Source organism: Streptomyces koelreuteriae (assembly GCF_018604545.1).
GTDB lineage: Bacteria > Actinomycetota > Actinomycetes > Streptomycetales > Streptomycetaceae > Streptomyces > Streptomyces koelreuteriae.
In genome coordinates this window covers 5299534-5315484 of sequence record NZ_CP075896.1, presented here as the reverse complement: position 1 = coordinate 5315484, position 15951 = coordinate 5299534, and the positions used below count along the sequence as shown (strand labels likewise).

15 protein-coding genes and 1 tRNA gene are annotated in these 15951 nt (G+C 69.8%); 8 read left to right on the top strand and 8 right to left on the bottom strand.

Features of this window, described 5'->3' with window-relative positions; translation table 11 throughout:
- The first annotated feature begins 71 nt into the window (after window positions 1-71).
- Together KJK29_RS24035 and KJK29_RS24030 are read left to right on the top strand one after the other, a co-directional pair.
- Window positions 72-144 (top strand) — tRNA-His (locus tag KJK29_RS24035).
- A 107-nt stretch (window positions 145-251) separates the two neighbouring features.
- Window positions 252-1442 carry an MFS transporter gene (locus KJK29_RS24030; protein ID WP_215121193.1) on the top strand — a complete coding sequence of 397 codons (1191 nt, stop codon included), beginning with the start codon at window positions 252-254 and terminating at the stop codon, window positions 1440-1442.
- 12 nt (window positions 1443-1454) lie between these two features.
- Here KJK29_RS24030 and KJK29_RS24025 read toward each other — a convergent pair whose 3' ends face one another.
- The gene (locus KJK29_RS24025) at window positions 1455-2510 is read right to left on the bottom strand and encodes a LacI family DNA-binding transcriptional regulator (RefSeq protein WP_215121192.1); all 1056 of its coding nucleotides are present in this window, start codon (window positions 2508-2510) and stop codon (window positions 1455-1457) included.
- 398 nt (window positions 2511-2908) lie between these two features.
- On the opposite strand from KJK29_RS24025, the gene KJK29_RS24020 reads away from it, so the two are divergent.
- The 5 genes from KJK29_RS24020 to KJK29_RS24000 all read left to right on the top strand — a co-directional run bounded on the left by KJK29_RS24020 (window position 2909) and on the right by KJK29_RS24000 (window position 8311).
- On the top strand, window positions 2909-4234 hold the full coding sequence (locus tag KJK29_RS24020) for an ABC transporter substrate-binding protein (RefSeq protein WP_215121191.1): 1326 nt from the start codon (window positions 2909-2911) through the stop codon (window positions 4232-4234).
- Window positions 4235-4239: 5 nt separating this feature from the next.
- Window positions 4240-5253, top strand: coding sequence for a carbohydrate ABC transporter permease (locus KJK29_RS24015; RefSeq protein WP_215121190.1), 1014 nt, complete (start codon window positions 4240-4242; stop codon window positions 5251-5253).
- Window positions 5254-5265: 12 nt separating this feature from the next.
- Entirely contained in the window at window positions 5266-6174 is a 909-nt protein-coding gene (locus KJK29_RS24010) for a carbohydrate ABC transporter permease (protein ID WP_215121189.1), read from the top strand.
- A 113-nt stretch (window positions 6175-6287) separates the two neighbouring features.
- Complete coding sequence (locus KJK29_RS24005) at window positions 6288-7727, top strand: GH1 family beta-glucosidase (protein WP_215121188.1); 1440 nt, start codon at window positions 6288-6290, stop codon at window positions 7725-7727.
- Window positions 7728-7957: 230 nt separating this feature from the next.
- On the top strand, window positions 7958-8311 hold the full coding sequence (locus tag KJK29_RS24000) for a hypothetical protein (RefSeq protein WP_215121187.1): 354 nt from the start codon (window positions 7958-7960) through the stop codon (window positions 8309-8311).
- Between the two features lie 29 nt (window positions 8312-8340).
- Here KJK29_RS24000 and KJK29_RS23995 read toward each other — a convergent pair whose 3' ends face one another.
- The 5 genes from KJK29_RS23995 to KJK29_RS23975 form a co-directional block, all read right to left on the bottom strand.
- A complete protein-coding gene (locus tag KJK29_RS23995) occupies window positions 8341-9228 on the bottom strand; it encodes a carbohydrate ABC transporter permease (RefSeq protein ID WP_215121186.1) in 888 nt (295 codons plus the stop codon).
- The gene (locus KJK29_RS23990; RefSeq protein ID WP_215121185.1) at window positions 9225-10199 is read right to left on the bottom strand and encodes a carbohydrate ABC transporter permease; all 975 of its coding nucleotides are present in this window, start codon (window positions 10197-10199) and stop codon (window positions 9225-9227) included. Before KJK29_RS23990 ends, KJK29_RS23995 begins: the two co-directional genes overlap by 4 nt.
- Window positions 10196-11509 carry an ABC transporter substrate-binding protein gene (locus KJK29_RS23985; RefSeq protein WP_215121184.1) on the bottom strand — a complete coding sequence of 438 codons (1314 nt, stop codon included), beginning with the start codon at window positions 11507-11509 and terminating at the stop codon, window positions 10196-10198. Before KJK29_RS23985 ends, KJK29_RS23990 begins: the two co-directional genes overlap by 4 nt.
- A gap of 177 nt (window positions 11510-11686) precedes the next feature.
- Window positions 11687-13087: a sensor histidine kinase gene (locus KJK29_RS23980; RefSeq protein ID WP_215121183.1), complete on the bottom strand. Its 1401-nt coding sequence runs from the start codon at window positions 13085-13087 to the stop codon at window positions 11687-11689.
- Window positions 13084-13788 carry a response regulator transcription factor gene (locus KJK29_RS23975; RefSeq protein WP_215121182.1) on the bottom strand — a complete coding sequence of 235 codons (705 nt, stop codon included), beginning with the start codon at window positions 13786-13788 and terminating at the stop codon, window positions 13084-13086. The genes KJK29_RS23980 and KJK29_RS23975 overlap by 4 nt, the downstream gene beginning before the upstream one ends.
- 98 nt (window positions 13789-13886) lie before the next feature.
- Here KJK29_RS23975 and KJK29_RS23970 point away from each other — a divergent pair, with 98 nt between their 5' ends.
- Window positions 13887-14405, top strand: coding sequence for a hypothetical protein (locus KJK29_RS23970; RefSeq protein ID WP_215121181.1), 519 nt, complete (start codon window positions 13887-13889; stop codon window positions 14403-14405).
- A gap of 37 nt (window positions 14406-14442) precedes the next feature.
- Here the strand turns inward: KJK29_RS23970 and KJK29_RS23965 are convergent, their stop codons facing one another.
- A complete protein-coding gene (locus KJK29_RS23965) occupies window positions 14443-15312 on the bottom strand; it encodes a spermidine synthase (RefSeq protein WP_215121180.1) in 870 nt (289 codons plus the stop codon).
- Between the two features lie 64 nt (window positions 15313-15376).
- Window positions 15377-15727: a hypothetical protein gene (locus KJK29_RS23960; RefSeq protein ID WP_215121179.1), complete on the bottom strand. Its 351-nt coding sequence runs from the start codon at window positions 15725-15727 to the stop codon at window positions 15377-15379.
- Window positions 15728-15951 lie beyond the last annotated feature (224 nt).

Here is a 15951-nt window from a genome sequence, read left to right as displayed (position 1 = left end):
GAGCACCCCTTCGGACCCTGTACACTTTTTCTCGGCCGGTCAGGAAGTCACAGACCTCCAAGCCGGTCATGGTGGGTGTAGCTCAGCTGGTAGAGCACCTGGTTGTGGTCCAGGAAGTCGCGGGTTCAAGTCCCGTCACTCACCCTGAGTATTCGGCCGGTGGCTTCGTAAAAGAAGCCACCGGCTGAAGCTTTTTGTGCGCCTGCCGCGCCTGTCCGGGGTGGCCCGGAGGCGGGGCTACCGTCGGCGCCATGGACGGTGGACACCGAGGGTGGCGCGCGTGTGTGCTCGGCGGGGCGGTGTTCGCCGTGTGTATGGCCGGCACCACGCTGCCGACTCCCCTCTACCCCCTCTACCAGGACAAGTTCGGGTTCTCCGAGCTGACCGTGACCGTGGTGTACGCCCTGTACGCCTTCGCGGTCATCGGCGTGCTGCTGCTGGTCGGCAACGCCTCGGACGCGGTGGGCAGACGCCCGGTGCTGCTGTGCGGGCTGGGCCTCGCCGCGGCCAGCGCCGTCTGTTTCCTGTGCGCCACCGGGCTGGGCTGGCTGTACGCGGGGCGGCTGCTGTCGGGACTGTCCGCCGGGCTGTTCACCGGCGCGGCCACCGCGTATGTGATGGAGCTGGCGCCCGAGGGCGGTGCCTCCCGGGCCACGTTCGTGGCGACCGCCGCCAACATGGGCGGACTGGGCTGCGGTCCGCTCATGTCCGGGGTGCTCGCGCAGTACGCGCCCTGGCCGCTGTATCTGCCGTTCGTCACGCACCTCGTCCTGGTGGCCGCCTGCGCCGCCGTGCTGGTCCGGCTCCCGGAGACCGTGCGGGAGCTGCGGCCCCTGCGCACCGTACGGCCGCAGCGGCCCGTTCTGCCGCCGCGGGTGCGGGCGGTGTTCGGGCCCGCGGCGACGGCCTCCTTCGTGGGGTTCGCGCTGTTCGGGGTGTTCACGTCGGTCAGCCCGGAGTTCCTCGCCGAGTCCCTGGGCGTGACCGACCACGCCGTGAGCGGGCTGATCGTCGCGCTGGCCTTCTTCGCCTCGACGGCCGGCCAACTCGCGGTCGGCCGGGTCGGGGTACGGCGCTCCCTTCCGCTGGGCTGCGCGGGGCTGCTCGCCGGGCTCGCCCTGCTCGCGGGCGCGCTGGTGTGGGATCTGATGGCGCTGGTGGTGCTGAGCGCGCTCGTCGGCGGGATCGGGCAGGGGCTGGCGTTCCGCGGGGCGCTGTCCGAGGTGGCCCGGGCCTCGCCGGAGCACCAGCGCGCGGCGGTGATCTCGGCCCTGTTCGTGGTGGCCTACGCGGGCATCTCGGTCCCGGTGATCGGCGTCGGCCTGCTGACGGGCCCGATCGGGCTGGAGGGCGCGGGCCTGGTCTTCATCGCGTGCATGGCCGTCCTGGTCTCGACGGCGGCCGCCTATCTGCTGCGGCGGCCGGCAGCGGCCAGGACGTGATCGCCGAGGCTGTCAGGACGACGACCGGGACACCAGCTCCGTGGCCAGGACCATCTGGCGTCGCTCCAGGCCCCGGGAGGCCGAGGGGCGGCGGTCGGCGATCTCCGTGAGGAGGAGGTCGATCATGCGGTGGCCCATCTCCTCTATGGGCTGGCGGACGCTGGTGAGGGGCGGGTCCATGTGGCGGGCGATGGCGGAGTCGTCGTAGCCGACGAGCGCGACGTCGTCGGGGATGCGGCGGCCCGCCTCGCGCAGGGCCTGGCGGGCACCGGCCGCGGTGACGTCGGAGGCGGCGAAGACCGCGTCCAGGGTGGGGCGGCGCTCCAGCAGGGCCGCCATGGCACGGCGGCCGCCCTCCTCGGTGAAGTCGCCCGCCTCGATCAGTGCCTCGTCCGCCTCGTGGCCCGCGTCGCTCAGGGCGTCGCGGTAGCCGTCGATACGGCGCTGGGCGCCGTAGACGTCGAGGTGTCCGGTGATGTGGGCTATCCGGCGGCGGCCGCCGGACAGCAGGTGCTCGACGGCCTGGCGGGCGCCGCCGTAGTTGTCGGAGTCGACCGACGGGAGGGACTCCGCGGAGGAGCGCGGGCCGCTGATCACCGCCGGTATCTCCAGCTGGGCCAGCAGGTCGGGCAGCGGGTCGTCCGCGTGCACGGAGACCAGCAGGACGCCGTCCACCCGGTGGGCCGCCAAGTACTGGGCGAGGCGGCGGCGTTCACGGTCGCTGCCCGCGAAGATCAGCAGGAGCTGCATCTCCGTGTCGGAGAGCGCCGCCCCGACGCCCTTCAGCATGTCCGAGAAGTACGGCTCCGCGAAGAACCGCGTCTCCGGCTCGGGGACGACCAGCGCGATCGCGTCGGTGCGGTTCGCCGCGAGGGCGCGTGCGGCGGTGTTCGGGACGTATCCGAGCTCCGCGACCGCCGCCTCGACGGCCGCGCGGGTCGCGTCGCTGACCCGGGGCGAGCCGTTGATCACCCGGGAGACGGTGCCGCGGCCGACACCGGCGCGCGCCGCCACCTCTTCGAGGGTGGGCCGGCCACCGCTTCGGCCCCGCGCTCCGTGGCTTGCCATGGGCTCCGCCTTCCCGTCCACACCCGCACTCTGCGGCTGGCCTGGAATTTAACAGGCTCGTCAGCTGTAGTGACCGCCACCGAGGGCTTGCCGCCCCCGGCCTCCGCTTGGGTCCCACGGGCCCGTCCGACCGGCTCGACACCGCCGGCCCGGGCCGCAACGGGCTCCGCACCGGGTCCAGTTAACGGCCCGATAACTGAACGCATCTCTCCCTGTCCGGTCCCTTGACACCCCCGCCCCGACCCGCGAACCTTCAACACATCACTGGTGGGAGCGCTCCCACAGTACCTGACACATACACAACCCGCACGTTCCCCGCCCGAGCCGAAGCGAGTGAAAACGGGTCCAACAATGCAGTTGGCCGGGGGGTCGGCACGTCAGGGCAACAGGAGGACGACATGCGAGCACGCATCCGAACCGCCCGCAAGGCGATGGTCGTCGCGGCCGTCGCGTCGCTGGGCGCCGGGCTGCTGGCCGGCTGTGCCGACGACGGCGGCGACGACAGTTCCGGCTCCTCGTCCGGCGACAGCAGCGGCAAGACGACGATCTCGGTGGGGCTCTTCGGCACCATGGGCTTCAAGGAGGCGGGCCTCTACGACGAGTACGAGAAGCTCAACCCGAAGATCAAGATCGAGCAGAACGTCGTCGAGCGGAACGAGAACTACTACCCGGCGCTGCTGAACCACCTCACCACCAACAGTGGTCTGCTGGACGTCCAGGCCGTCGAGGTCGCCAACATCGCCGAGGTCACGGCCACCCAGGCCGGCAAGCTCGAGGACATGTCCAAGGTCTCGGGCGTGAGCAAGAGCAACTGGCTGGACTGGAAGTGGCAGCAGGCCACCACCAAGGACGGCAAGACGATCGGCCTCGGCACCGATGTCGGCCCGATGGCGATCTGCTACCGCACCGACCTCTTCAAGGAGGCCGGTCTGCCCACCGACCCGGCCGAGGTCGGCAAGCTGTGGGCCGGTGACTGGGCCAAGCTCGTCGACGTCGGCGAGCGCTACAAGTCGAAGGCTCCCAAGGGCACCTTCTTCATGGACTCCCCCGGCGGTCTGATCAACGCGATCCTGGGCAGCGAGAAGGAGAAGTTCTACGACTCCTCCGGCAAGATCATCTACAAGACGAACCCCGCCGTGAAGGCCGCCTTCGACCTGACCTCCGAGGCAGCCGAGAAGGGTCTCGTCCAGTCGCAGACGCAGTTCCAGCCGTCCTGGAACTCCACGATCGCCAACAACAAGTTCGCCGCGATCGCCTGCCCGCCGTGGATGCTGGGCACGATCAAGGGCAACGCGAAGCCCGACGCGGCCGGCAAGTGGGCCGTGGCCGAGGCGCCCAAGGGCGGCAACTGGGGCGGCACCTTCCTCACCGTGCCGAAGAGCGGCAAGAACGTGAAGGAGGCCCAGAAGTTCGTGGCCTGGCTGACCGCGCCGGAGCAGCAGGCGAAGCTGTTCAAGGTGCAGGCCAGCTTCCCGAGCGCCCCGTCCTCCTACACGATGCCCGAAGTGACGGGCGCCACGAACGACATGACGGGTAAGCAGGAGATCGGCCCGATCTTCGCCGAGGCCGCCAAGGCCGCCCCCGTCCAGGTGATCGGCCCGAAGGACCAGATCATCATGCAGGGCCTGTCGGACAACGGCGTGATCCTGGTGACGAAGGGCAAGTCGGCCAAGGAGGCCTGGGAGTCCGCGGTCAAGAGCATCGACAACAAGCTGGACCAGTGACCCGGATGACCACCCGTCACGACACCGCCGCGCCCCCCACGGAGGGGGGCGCGGCCCCGGGCCGCCCGCCCGGGGACGCCGTAGCGGCGCAGAAGGAGCGGCGGCGCCGGGAGCGGCTGTCCCGCCGCTGGCAGCGGGACCTGCGCTGGAGCCCGTACGCCTTCGTGTCGCCGTTCTTCCTGCTGTTCATCGCGTTCGGCCTGTTCCCGCTGATCTACACGGGCTGGGCCTCGCTGCATCAGGTGGAGCTGACCGCGCCGACCGACATGAACTGGGTCGGGATGCGCAACTACACCCGGCTGTTCGACGACGACTTCTTCTGGAACGCCGCGAAGAACACCCTGACCATCGGCATCATCTCCACCGTCCCGCAGCTGCTGATGGCGATGGGCATCGCCCACATCCTCAACTACAAGCTGCGGGCCTCGACGTTCTTCCGGGTCGCGATGCTCGCGCCGTACGCGACGTCGATCGCCGCCGCCTCGCTGGTGTTCGTGCTGCTCTTCGGCCGTGACTACGGCATGATCAACTGGGCGCTGGACTTCGCCGGGATCGATCCGCTCGACTGGCAGAACGACAAGTGGCCCTCGCAGATCGCCGTCTCGACGATCATCGTCTGGCGCTGGACCGGCTACAACGCGCTGATCTACCTGGCCGCGATGCAGGCGATCCCCCATGATCTGTACGAGTCGGCGGCGCTGGACGGGGCCAACCGCTGGCAGCAGTTCATCCATGTGACGCTGCCGTCGCTGCGTCCGACGATCCTTTTCACCGTGGTCGTCTCGACGATCGGGGCGAGCCAGGTGTTCGGCGAGCCGCTGCTGTTCGACGCCAACAAGGGCACGTCCGGCGGTGCGGAGCACCAGTTCCAGACGCTCGGCCTGTATCTGTACGAGCAGGGCTGGGTCGCCCAGCATCTGGGCCGTGCCTCGGCGATCGCCTGGACGATGTTCTTGATCCTGATCGTCATCGGCATCGTCAACTACGTCCTCTCGCGCCGGCTGCGCGCCAGTAGCTAAGGAGTTCCGGCCGTGACGACGACTTTGACGCCGCCCGACGCCAAGCCGCCCGCCGAGCGGGCCAGGCGGCCCCGTATGCCGAAGTCCGCGCGGGCGGGCGGGCAGCTGCACGGCGGTCCGATCGCCTACGCGATCATGATCGTGTTCACGATCGTCTCGCTGTTCCCGCTGGTGTGGACGGCGATCGCCGCCTCGCGTGACAACCAGCGGCTCGCGCAGACGCCGCCGCCGTTCTGGTTCGGTTCGGGTCTGTTCGACAAGCTGGAGATCGCCTGGAAGGACGCGAACCTCGGCGAGGCGTTCCTCAACACCACGATCGTGGCGGGTGTTTCGGCGGCCACGATCGTGGTCCTGTCGACGATCGCCGGTTTCGCCTTCGCCAAGCTGCGGTTCCGGGGCCGGGGCGCGCTGATGCTGATCGTGATCGGCACGATGATGGTGCCGCCGCAGCTGAGCGTGATCCCGCTGTACATGATGGTCGCCAAGCTCGACTGGACGGACCAGTTGCAGGCGGTGATCTTCCCGTCGCTGGTGAGCGCGTTCGGTGTGTTCTTCATGCGGCAGTACCTGATCCAGGCGCTGCCGGACGAGATCATAGAGGCCGCCCGCGTCGACGGAGCGAGCAGCTGGCGCGTGGTGTGGCACGTGGTGTTCCCGGCGGCGCGGCCGGCGATGGCCGTGCTCGGGATGCTGACGTTCGTGCAGACCTGGAACGACTTCATGTGGCCGTTCCTGGTACTGACCCAGATGGGCAACCCGACCGTGCAGGTCGCGGTCGCGGGCCTGGGTCGCGGGTACACCCCCGACCAGTCCCTGATCATGGCGGGCGCGCTGCTGGGCACGCTGCCGCTGCTGCTGGTCTTCGCGATCTTCGGCAAGCAGATCGTGGGCGGCATCATGCAGGGCGCCGTGAAGGGCTGACGCCCTCGCCCGTTCTCCAGGGGGCCGGACCAGCGCCGCTCCGGCCCCTGTTCGTGAACTCCCTCTCCCCCTCCACCCGTCGCCTCTCCACGACCCCCCTTGGGAGCGCTTCCATGCCTGATTCCGAGAACTCGGCCACCGCGGTGACCTTCCCTCCGGCCTTCGTCTGGGGCGCGGCCACCTCCGCGTACCAGATCGAGGGTGCGGTGCGGGAGGACGGCCGTACGCCGTCGATCTGGGACACCTTCAGCCATACGCCGGGCAAGACCGTCGGCGGCGACCACGGTGACATCGCTGTCGACCACTACCACCGCTACCGCGAGGACGTGGCGCTGATGGCGGACCTGGGCCTGGGTGCCTACCGCTTCTCCGTCTCGTGGTCGCGAGTGCAGCCGACCGGGCGTGGCCCGGCCGTCCAGAAGGGCCTGGACTTCTATCGCCGGCTGGTGGACGAGTTGCTGGCCAAGGGCATCAAGCCTGCGGTCACGCTCTACCACTGGGACCTTCCGCAGGATCTGGAGGACGCGGGCGGCTGGCCGGAGCGCGACACGGCGTACCGTTTCGCGGAGTACGCGCAGATCGTCGGTGAGGCGCTGGGCGACCGTGTCGAGCAGTGGATGACGCTCAACGAGCCGTGGTGCAGCGCGTTCCTGGGCTACGCCTCCGGGGTGCACGCGCCGGGGCGTACGGATCCGGCGGCCTCGTTGCGTGCCGCGCACCATCTGAACCTGGCGCACGGGCTGGGCGCGTCGGCGCTGCGGTCGGCGATGCCGGCCCGCAACCAGGTCGCGATCGCGCTCAACTCCGCGACCGTGCGGCCTCTTTCGCAGAGCCCGGCGGACCTGGCGGCGGCCCAGAAGATCGACGACCTGGCCAACGGGGTCTTCCACGGCCCGATCCTGCACGGCGTCTACCCCGAGTCGCTGTACGCGGCGACGGCGGAACTCACCGACTGGGACTACGTCCTGGACGGCGATCTGACGCTGATCAACCAGCCGCTGGACGCGCTGGGCCTCAACTACTACACGCCCGCGCTGGTCTCGGCGGCGGACGCGTCGGCGCGGGCGCCGCGTGCCGACGGCCACGGGGCGAGCGACCACTCGCCGTGGCCGGCCGCGGGCGATGTCGCCTTCCACCAGACGCCCGGTGACCGCACGGAGATGGGCTGGACGATCGACCCGACCGGTCTGCACGAGCTGATCATGCGCTACACCCGGGAGGCGCCGGGGCTGCCGCTGTACATCACCGAGAACGGCGCGGCCTACGACGACAAGATCGACTCGGACGGCCGGGTGCACGACCCGGAGCGGGTCTCCTACCTCCACGGCCATCTGTCCGCGGTCCGCCGCGCGATCACCGACGGCGCGGACGTCCGCGGCTACTTCCTGTGGTCCCTGCTGGACAACTTCGAATGGGCGTACGGCTACGGCAAGCGCTTCGGCGCGGTGTACGTGGACTACGCGACGCTCCAGCGCACACCGAAGTCCAGCGCCCTGTGGTACGGCAAGGCGGCTCGCACCGGGGCGCTTCCGCCACTGGAGCCGGCCGCGTAGGCCACCCCTGGGGGAGCGGGGAAAGGGGCGCGGCACCCGACGGGGGGTGCCGCGCCCCGCCGGCTTTCGGAACTCCGAATTCCGGTAAGTCGCACATGACCTGAATTCGATTCCCGTTTGATCATCAGGTGTCTAAGGTCGATCTCGATCAGGGCGGGGGGCCGTGGGGCTGCTCCGCAGTCCTGCAGTGAAAGGGAAGTTCAGTGTTCGGATCGTTCACCCGTACAGCCATGGCCGGTGCGGCTGTGGCCACGGTCTTCGCCGGTACCACGTCGACGGCTCAGGCCTCCGACTTCTCCACGCTCGACAGCAACAAGACCATCTCGCTCCCGGGTGGCCGGGGCACGATGACCTTCATCGACGACGGAGACATGTTCAAGGTCTGCGACACCAAGGCGGACGGCCACGGTGTCTCGGGCCGCCTGATCGACAACAACTACAACGAGAAGCTCTACATCACCGACGGCGGCGACTCCGACTGCGGCAAGAAGGGCTACGACGTCGGCCAGTTCGGCTCGTACCAGATGCAGCTCTCGTGGAACGGCGACGGCTACGACGTGAAGTCCGAGTGGTTCAACGAGTAGACGCGGGCGACGCCACTGTCCTGGTCGGGTCAGCCCTTGTTGGCCCCCAGGGTCAGGCCGCTGACGAACTGGCGCTGGAGGACGAAGTAGACGATCAGGGTCGGGATCGCGGTGAGCAGGGCGCCGGCGGCGACCAGGTTGGGGTCGGTGAAGTACTGGCCGGAGAGGTTGTTCAGCGCCGAGGTGATCGGCATGTTCTCGCCGGTGGAGATGAGCACGATGGCCCAGAAGAAGTCGTTGTAGATCCAGATGGAGAGCAGCGTCGCGAGGGCGGCCATCGCCGGCTTGCACAGGGGCAGCACGATCTGCCAGTACAGCCGCCAGACGGAGGCGCCGTCGACCAGGGCGGCCTCGGTCAGCTCGTGCGGCAGCGAGCGCATGTAGTTGCTGAGCACGAACGTGCAGAAGCCGGACTGGAACGCCACATGGATGAGGACCAGGCCGAGCGCGGAGTCGTAGAGCTTGCCGCTCATCGTGATGCCGGGCAGGTCGATCAGCAGGTACAGGCGGTACAGCGGGGTGATGATGACCTGCTGGGGCAGCAGATTGCCCGCCGTGAAGAGCAGCAGCAGCGACAGGTTGACCCGGAAGTCGAAGCGGCTGACGTAGAAGGCGACCATCGACGACAGCAGCAGCGTCAGCAGCACCGCCGGGACGGCGATGATCAGGGTGTTCACGAAGTAGTGCGTCATGTCGGACTGGGTGAACGCGTTCGTGAAGTTGTCGAGGGTCAGCTTGTCGGGCCAGGAGACATAGCCCTTCTCACTGGTCTCCGCGTACGGCCGCATCGCCGCGAGCAGCGCCCACAGCAGGGGCGCGAGCCAGGCGAGCGCCGTGACGACGAGGAAGGTGTGCAGCAGGACCCGGGCGGGACGGATCGGGGTGCGCTGCTTCGGAGCGCCTGCGACGGTGCTCATGCGCGCCGCTCCTTCCGGAAGGTGGCGATCAGATACGGGATGATCACCGCGAGCGAGATCACCAGCAGGACGACGGCGATGGCGGAGCCGTAGCCGATGCGGCTGGACTCGCCGATGATGTTGTTGGTCACCAGGATCGACAGCAGCTCGGTGCCCTGGGCACCCTTGTTGAAGACGAAGACCAGGTCGAAGGCGCGCAGTGCCTCGATGATGGTGACGACGAGGACGACGGTGTTGGTGGGCCGCAGGGTCGGGAAGACGACGTTCTTGAACGTCTGCCACTCGTTGGCCCCGTCCAGGGCGGAGGCCTCGCGCAGGGCCGGGTCGACGCCCTTCAGTCCGGCCAGGTAAAGGATCATCATGTAGCCGGCGTGCCGCCAGGACGCGGCGATCAGTACGGCCCAGAGGTTGAGGTCCGGGTCGCCGATCCAGTCGATGTAGTGGCCGGGCTTGTTGGCGCCGATGACGCTGTTGATCAGGCCCGTGTCGGGGTTGTAGACCAGCTGCCAGACGAAGCCGATGACCGCCAGCGACATCACGACCGGCAGGAAGAACGCGGTCTGGTAGACGCGGCTGAAGCGGATGCTCTTGTCCAACTGCACGGCGAGGAACAGCCCGAAGGGCGTGGGCAGCAGGATGAGCACCACGAACCAGACGACGTTGTGCTCGACGGCCGGCCAGAACTGCGGGTTGCTGGTGAACAGTTCCCTGAAGTTCTGCAGTCCGACCCACTGGATGGAGTCGAAGCCGATGCCGTTCCAGCTGGTGAAGGCCAGCGCGATGGAGGCGAGGGCGGTGAGCCACACCAGGGCGATGTGCAGGATCGTCGGCAGGCCCGCCATCAGGCCGAGCGTGATCCGGTCGCGGCGGGTGAGCAGGCGGCGGTGGCCCGTGGGGCGCTTGCGGGAAGCGGCACCCGGAGACGGCTCGGCGGCCGCCTCCGGGTTCTCGGTGGAGGTGTCGGTGCTCATGCGGAGGCGAAGATCGTCTTCTTCTGGCGCTCGATGGACGAGAGGATGCTGTCGACGTTCTTGGGGTTGCGGACGAAGTTCTGCAGCGCCGGCTGCATCACCGTGGAGGTGAAGTCCGGGCGGGAGTCGCGGTCCATGAACTGCGTCAGGCTCTTCGCGCCGGAGATCATCTCGAAGGACTTCTTCTGCAGCGCGGTGTAGGAGGAGGTGTCGGCCTTCGTCGAGGCGGCCACCACGCTGGAGTCGGCCTTGAGGTAGATCTGCTCGGCCTCGGGCGTGCCGAGGTACTCCAGCAGCTTGACCGCGCCCGCCCTGTTCTTCGGCGCCTTGGAGAGCATGAAGCCGTCGGTGGGCGCCTCGACCGTGTCCTGCCCGAAGGCCGGGTCGATCTCCGGGAAGGCGAAGAAGTCCAGGTCGTCCAGGTCGGCCTTGTCGGTGAACTGCTGGCCGACGAAGGTGCCCAGCAGATACATGCCCGCCTTCTTCGCCACCAGCGTCTGCGCCGCGTCCTGCCAGGTGCGGCCCACCGCGCCCTCCTGGTGGAAGGGCAGGATCTCCGTCCAGTGGTCGAAGACCTTGCGCACCTTCGCATCGGTCCAGGAGGCCTTGCCCGCCATCAGCTCGACATGGAAGTCGTAGCCGTTGGTGCGGAAGTTGATCTGGTCGAAGGTGCCCATCGCGGGCCAGGCGTCCTTGTCGCCGAAGGCGATCGGGACCAGCCCGTCCTTCTTCATCCGCTTGCACAGGGCGACGAAGTCGTCCCAGGTGGTGGGGACCTCGTAGCCGTGCTGGGCGAAGACGCTCTTGCGGTAGAAGACCGCCCACGGGTAGGTGTACAGCGGCACGAAGTAGTACTTGCCGTCCTCGCCCTTGCTGAGCTTCTTCATCGCCTCGGGGAAGTCCCCGCCGATCTTCTGCCACACGTCGTCGATCGGGGCGGCGAGCTTCTTCGACGCGAAGAACTGCATCCGGTAGCCCGCGAACCAGGTGAACACGTCGTCCGGCGCGCCCTGCAGATAGGAGTTGATCTGCTCCTGGAAGGTGTTGTGGTCCTTGGTGTTCACGTCGACCTTGATGCCGGACTTCTTCGTGAAGGCGGCGTAGATCTCGGCGAACGCCTTCTTCGGCACCGCGTCCGAGGAGTTCGACCCGAGGCTGACCGTCTTCGGATCGGCGGCCGTGCCGCTGCCGCCGCAGGCGCTCAGCAGGGGTATGCCGGCGCCGAGCAGGGCGGCACCGCCGACGCCGCGCAGCAGGGTGCGGCGGCTGGGAGCGGGGAGAGCGAGTCCCGAGGGAGAGAGGTCGTGCATGAACGGCTCCTGAGGGCAGGGTTCGGCCACGAGGGTGTGGCGTGAAACCCGGTCGTAATCGACCAGAAATCAACTTGACCGAACACGGTGGCGCAATGACAGCCGTATGTCCGGTCATGCGTCAAGAGGCGTTGACTTCATTTGTCGAAACGTGACCGACCCGTGAGAGCGGCTCGGTCAGGCGGAGCGGGAGCGGTGGTAGGCGGCGGCCAGCCTGCCGGGCCGCCGGCGTCGCACCACCCCGCGCGGTCCCCTGCCGACCGGTGCCCTCCCGGTCGGCTGGATCCAGATCCGCACCTCGGTCCCGCCGAGCACGGAGGAGCCGATCCGTACGTCCCCGCCGGTCGACTCCGCGAGCCGGCGCACGATGTCCAGCCCGAGCCCGGTCGAGCCGTCGCTCCCGGAGCCGCGGCCCCGCGCCATCGCGGCCTCCGGGTCGGGTATGCCGGGGCCCGCGTCGGACACGAGGACGATCACCGCGTCCTCGCCGTTGTGCAGGTCGACCGCGAAGGCGGTGCCCTCCGGGGTGTGCCGGAAGACGTTGCCGAGGAGCGCGTCGAGCGCGGCGGCCAGGTCGGCGCGGGCCACGGGTATGCGCACCGGCCGCTCGGCCCCGGCCACCCGCCACTTGCGGCCCTCGTCCTCCGCCAGTGCCGACCAGAACGCCATCCGCTCCCGGACGACCTCGGCCGCGTCGCACCCGGCGCCCGGGCCGGCCGCGGCCGTCTGCGGCTTGGCGTCCCGGGCCGTACGGATGATGGTGTCGACCTCGCGCTCCAGTTGCTCGACGGCGGTCCGGGTCTGGTCGGCGGCCGGTCCCTCGCCGAGCGAGGCGGTGTTCAGCCGCAGCACGGTCAGGGGCGTACGCAGCCGGTGGGACAGGTCGGCCGCCAGCTCCCGCTCGTTCGCCAGCAGTTGGACGACCTGGTCGGCCATGGAGTTGAACGCGACCGCCGCGAGCCGCAGTTCGGTCGGGCCCTCCTCGGGCACCCGGGCGCCGAGCTTGCCGTCGCCCAGTTCATGCGCGCCCTCGACCAGGCGTTGCGCGGGCCGGACCATCCGCACGCCCAGCCGGTCGGCGACCGCGACCGAGCCGAGGATCAGCGCGACACCGACCCCGGCGAGCACCGCCCAGGCCGTGCCCAGGCCGTTGGTGACCTCGGACTCCGGCACATACACCTCGACCACCGCGATCTCGCCGGTGCTCAGCGCCACCGGCTGGAGCAGCGTCGAGCCGCCGGTGACGCCGGTGGTGGAGGCGCGGCCCAGCTTCCTTACGGCCGCGATGTCCTGGTCGGCGGCGCGCTGCCGTCCGAGCTCGATGGCGTCCTGGCCGTCGCCCGCCGGTATGTGCACGGCCATCCCGGCATCGGAGCCGGCGGAGGCGACGACCCGCTCCAGCTGGTCGCGGTCGGTGGTGATGGACAGGGCGGGGGCGACGGCGGCGGCCTCCCGCTCGGCGCCCGAGAAGGCGCGGTCCCGGGCCATCTCGCGGATGACCAGCCCGAGCGGCACCGCGAAGGCCAGCACGACCATGGTGGTCACCGCCAGCGACACCTTGACCAGGGCCCACCTCATCGCGGCACCTCCGCACCCGGTGGTTCGAGCTTCACACCGACGCCCCTCAGGGTGTGCAGATAGCGCGGGTTCGCGGCCGTCTCCCCCAGCTTCCTGCGCAGCCAGGACAGATGGACGTCGATGGTCTGGTCGTCGCCGTACGACTGCTGCCACACCTCGGCGAGCAGCTCCTTGCGGGGGACGACGACACCGGGCCGGCCGGCGAGGAAGGCGAGCAGGTCGAACTCGCGGCGGGTGAGGTCCAGCCGCGCGCCGTCCAGCTCGGCCTGGCGGCGCAGCGGATCGACGGTCAGACCGCCGACCCGGATCACCGGGGACGGCTCGCCCTCTCCCGCGCCGGAGCGGGCCCGGCGCAGCACGGCCGCCATGCGGGCCGACAGATGCTCGACCGAGAAGGGCTTGGTCAGATAGTCGTCCGCTCCCGCGTTCAGCAGCCGGACGATCTCCGTCTCGTCGTCCCGGGCCGTGGCGACGATCACCGGCACGTCGGTGATCCCGCGCAGCATCTTCAGGGCCTCGGAGCCGTCGAGGTCGGGCAGTCCGAGGTCCAGGATCACCACGTCGAAGCGGACATGGGCGACCTCGCGCAGCGCCTCCAGGGCCGTCCCCACGCTGCGCACGATGTGCGAGGCGTCGGTCAGGTGCCGGATGAGCGCCGAGCGTACGAACTGGTCGTCCTCGACCACGAGTACACGTGCCATGCGCCGCACCGTACGCCATCTCGAACAACCGGGTGCGGGCCTGTGGACAACTCCCGCTTGTGGACAACTCGTGGGACGCGTGGGGCAGTATGGCCGCGATGCGCAGAGGACTCGTACACGTACTGGCCTGGCTGCTCGCCACGGGCGCGGCGGTCACGCTGTCGTGGTGGGGTGTCCACACGGTGATGGCGGGCACGGCCTACGACCCGCCGCGCGCCCTGCCCATCAAGGCCGCCGACGCGACCAGGCAGAAGGCGGAGCCGTCGGCGACTCCGGCACGGAAGCCGAGTCCGCCGCAGCGCACCCCGAGCGCGCCGCCCGCCTCCCGGAAGCCGAGCCCGGCCCCCACGAAGCCGTCCAGCCCCTCCCCGACGGCCCCCGCGGCCTCCGCCCCCGGGGAGGTCAAGAGCTATGACACCGACGGCGGCCGGGCCGTCTTCGACCTCGGGCGGACCTCCGCCTCCCTGGTCTCGGCGACCCCCGGGGCGGGCTGGTCGATGCAGGTGTGGAAGACGGAGTCGTGGATCCGCGTGGAGTTCTCCTCGGGCGCGGACCGGGTGTCGGTGTTCTGCACGTGGCACGACGGCCCGCCGCGCGTGGAGATCGGGACCTACTGAGAGAAGTAGCCGGTGCCGTACGGAGTTACGTGCGGGGTCATCTGAACACCGACGCGGGCGGCGCCGGGGACGCCACCGCCGCGAGGTCCGTCACGGGCACGGCACCGCCGGTGAAGTCGGTGAGCGTCCTGCCGTGCTCGACCCGGCCGGGATGCGGGTCGGAGGCGGCACGGCGGGTCAGTTCGGCGACGGGCAGCGGGTGGTCGGAGGCGACCAGGACGGCGTTCCCGAACCGCTTGCCGCGCAGCACCGTCGGGTCGGCGACCAGCGCGAGTTCCTCGAAACGGGCGGCGGCGGTGGCGATCTGGCCGCGCAGATGGGCCAGCGGCGGCCCGTCGGCGAGGTTGGCGGCGTAGACACCGCCGGGCTTGAGGGCCCTGCGGACGTCGTCGAGGAACTCGGTCGAGGTCAGATGGGCCGGGGTCCGGGCCCCGCTGAACACATCGGTGACGACGAGATCGGCCCAGCCGTCCGGCACCTTGGCGAGGCCCTCGCGGGCGTCGACGGACCGCACCCTGATCCGCGCGTTCGAATCCAACGGCAGCTCACGGCGGACCAGTTGCACGAGGGCGGCGTCCCGTTCGACGACCTGCTGGGTGGAGCGGGGGCGGGTGGCGGCGACGTAGCGGGCGAGGGTGAACGCGCCACCGCCCAGGTGCACGGCGTGCACGGGCCGGCCCGGCGGGGCGGCGAGGTCGGCGACGTGCCCGAGCCGGCGCTGGTACTCGAAGGACAGGTACGCCGGATCGTCCAGGTCGACGTGCGACTGCGGGGCTCCGTCGATCACCAGGGTCCAGGCGCGGACCCGGTCGCGGTCGGGGATCAGCTCGGCGAGCCCGCCGTCGACGCTCTCGACGACGGCCTCCGCGTCGGCCTGTCTGCGCCGGCCGCTCTTCGACTTCCCCATGGGGTCATTATCGGGGTCGCGCGAGCAAGCGGGGCATACGCCCCGGGCCGGCGCCTCGGGCGCCTCAGCGACAGCTGTCCGCCGCCTTGATCATCCGGGCCGCCTCCCCCAAGGCCTCGCGCAGGACCGCCGGATCCGTCGCGAGGTCCGCCTCCCCGGGCGGCAGCAGCCAGTCCGAGCCCTCCACCGGCGGCTCGGGGGCCAGGGGCGTGCCGCGACCGTCGGTCCCGGTGCAGGTGCTCCCCGGCACGTCCCACGCCTCGGCCGTTCCCGGCGGCACCAGGAAGCCCAGAGTGCCGCCCCCGTCGTCGTGCAGGACGGGCCCGACGGCCTCCGCGGTGCCACGCCGCAGGATGTCGACCGCCTCCAGCCCCTGCCGGGCCGGCACCGTCACGACGTCGCAGCTGATCTCCATCCCGGCCTCCTCCCGATCCGCGGGGTTCAACGCCGCCGTCTGTCAACGGCTACGGCGGAAGTCGGCCGCAAAGGATGGCAGTTCATGGCAGATCACGTATGAGATATCCGGTTTGTAGCCAAACCCAGCGTGACGACTCCTGCACAGCAGGTACGTTCTTGCTCGCCGGACACAGGTCAAGGCCGTACGGACAACTCGTACAAGTTTCCCCATTTCCGGCATGG

Coding starts and splice junctions, on each gene's coding strand:
- KJK29_RS24030 (WP_215121193.1), top strand. CDS start 252: ATGGACGGTGGACACCGAGGGTGGCGCGCGTGTGTGCTCGGCGGGGCG.
- KJK29_RS24025 (WP_215121192.1), bottom strand. CDS start 2,510: ATGGCAAGCCACGGAGCGCGGGGCCGAAGCGGTGGCCGGCCCACCCTC.
- KJK29_RS24020 (WP_215121191.1), top strand. CDS start 2,909: ATGCGAGCACGCATCCGAACCGCCCGCAAGGCGATGGTCGTCGCGGCC.
- KJK29_RS24015 (WP_215121190.1), top strand. CDS start 4,240: ATGACCACCCGTCACGACACCGCCGCGCCCCCCACGGAGGGGGGCGCG.
- KJK29_RS24005 (WP_215121188.1), top strand. CDS start 6,288: ATGCCTGATTCCGAGAACTCGGCCACCGCGGTGACCTTCCCTCCGGCC.
- KJK29_RS24000 (WP_215121187.1), top strand. CDS start 7,958: ATGGCCGGTGCGGCTGTGGCCACGGTCTTCGCCGGTACCACGTCGACG.
- KJK29_RS23995 (WP_215121186.1), bottom strand. CDS start 9,228: ATGAGCACCGTCGCAGGCGCTCCGAAGCAGCGCACCCCGATCCGTCCC.
- KJK29_RS23990 (WP_215121185.1), bottom strand. CDS start 10,199: ATGAGCACCGACACCTCCACCGAGAACCCGGAGGCGGCCGCCGAGCCG.
- KJK29_RS23985 (WP_215121184.1), bottom strand. CDS start 11,509: ATGCACGACCTCTCTCCCTCGGGACTCGCTCTCCCCGCTCCCAGCCGC.
- KJK29_RS23980 (WP_215121183.1), bottom strand. CDS start 13,087: ATGAGGTGGGCCCTGGTCAAGGTGTCGCTGGCGGTGACCACCATGGTC.
- KJK29_RS23975 (WP_215121182.1), bottom strand. CDS start 13,788: ATGGCACGTGTACTCGTGGTCGAGGACGACCAGTTCGTACGCTCGGCG.
- KJK29_RS23970 (WP_215121181.1), top strand. CDS start 13,887: ATGCGCAGAGGACTCGTACACGTACTGGCCTGGCTGCTCGCCACGGGC.
- KJK29_RS23965 (WP_215121180.1), bottom strand. CDS start 15,312: ATGGGGAAGTCGAAGAGCGGCCGGCGCAGACAGGCCGACGCGGAGGCC.
- KJK29_RS23960 (WP_215121179.1), bottom strand. CDS start 15,727: ATGGAGATCAGCTGCGACGTCGTGACGGTGCCGGCCCGGCAGGGGCTG.